Annotated in this window: 2 protein-coding genes; both read left to right on the top strand. The window is 32.2% G+C overall.

Annotated features, from left to right (window positions below):
- On the top strand, positions 1-411 hold a 411-nt coding region (locus VLM92_RS09485), incomplete at its 5' end, for an Ig-like domain-containing protein (RefSeq protein WP_325276101.1).
- Between the two features lie 568 nt (positions 412-979).
- Complete coding sequence (locus VLM92_RS09480) at positions 980-1,261, top strand: hypothetical protein (RefSeq protein WP_325276100.1); 282 nt, start codon at positions 980-982, stop codon at positions 1,259-1,261.
- Positions 1,262-1,622: the final 361 nt, after the last annotated feature.

Raw genomic sequence — 1,622 nt, 5'->3', positions numbered from 1 at the left:
AGTGAGGGAGTACATTCCCTCTCTTTTTATTCAGTAGATGAGGCAGGGAATACAGAGAAACTACAAAATGTGACAATAAAAATTGATAAAACACCCCCGTATGTCCTCATTACTTTACCCAAGAACGGATATCTCCATATTTTTGGAAGAGCAATCATTCCTGCAATGCGGGATAGAACTCTAATTATTGGAGGAATCATGGTTGAGACCAATGTCACAAGCTATCCTTCGGGTATAGATAATGTAATATTTTATGTAGATGGCGTCTTGAAATATTCGACATCACAGTCCCCCTATACTTGGAAATGGGAAAAGGGATTTGGCAAATCTACCCTCAAAGTTGTATGCCGTGATAATGCTGGTCACAGTCACGGGGATGAAATAAACGTTAGCATTTTTAGCATACATTGAAAGGTGTCTTCGTTATCTACATATAAAATATTTTTTAGTTAATTATAATATTAAGAGTTTTATTCTAAATACCAGTCAATAATTCATTTGTATATGCGCAGAGCAAAAAAATCGTGTTTCTATCTCACTTATAGATGTGATAATCATTTGATTTAGTTAATATATGGCTTTGATTGATGATTGGATTAGTATATTGGCTGTCTGACACTTATTGAGCTTTCTTGAGAAAAATCGTATTACATTTCGAAAAATCATCCGAATAATTGTATATTAATAAATTTTTTTCTTACAATAATATTTAAAAAGTTCTCTATCATTGCCCACATAAAGAGGATGTATTATGAATGACACATATGTACTATCTTTTTTCATTATAAGCCTTTTTCTCTTTAACTTTGTATCTGGCTGCCTTGAGGAAAAAGATGGAGAAATTATCACAATGACTTTTGAGGAGTTTATTAATGATTACCATACAGATTATGTTAATACAAGTGGAAATACAAGTAGACAATTCCGTGGGTGGTACTCAACCCTTAATGCAGGAGATACTGTCATAATTGAGGATACTTTGCAAAAAATGGTGTATGATGATACCTATGATACTACAAATGTAGAATTTAGTTCAATAGAAGGACTGACAGTGCAGTTCCAAGTTGAGGGTGATCTTTGGAATAAATTCCAGGAAGGAGATAATGTTACTCTTACTTTGCATATAATCCATGTCAGCTATGTTCAGCAAATATCACCTAATGAAACTATGCCTATTGACAAAGAAATATATGAAGAAGGATGGGATAGTGTCAATAATCACGAGGTTCCTGTGCCGCAACAAGTTATACAGCTTGCATGATTTATCCTTTTTTTCCATTATTTTTTTTGCATTTCCTTAGTTATTAACATAATGGGGATTATATTTTTTTAGAATTCATACCTGGATTTATTAGTCTATTTTCATCTATAACTATTTGTTTAAAAACAATATATTCTTCAGGTTATCGATGATTTTATATCTGTTCTTTTATTCCATTGCTATAAGATATGGGTTAATAAGTGAGGGATCGTGATACATATTCCCAGATTAAAATTTCCTTTATTAATGGCATTTATGATCATGTCATGGGGACTTGCGTTCCCTTTGATTAAAATCAGTCTTCAGGATTTATCACCATCTAATCTAACAATTATGAGATTTTTTGTTGTTTGTATAATCC

This window comes from Romboutsia sp., from assembly GCF_035470145.1.
Lineage (GTDB): Bacteria > Bacillota > Clostridia > Peptostreptococcales > Peptostreptococcaceae > Romboutsia_D.
The sequence above is the reverse complement of the archived record's forward strand: the minus strand, read 5'-3'. Positions and strand labels throughout refer to the sequence as shown.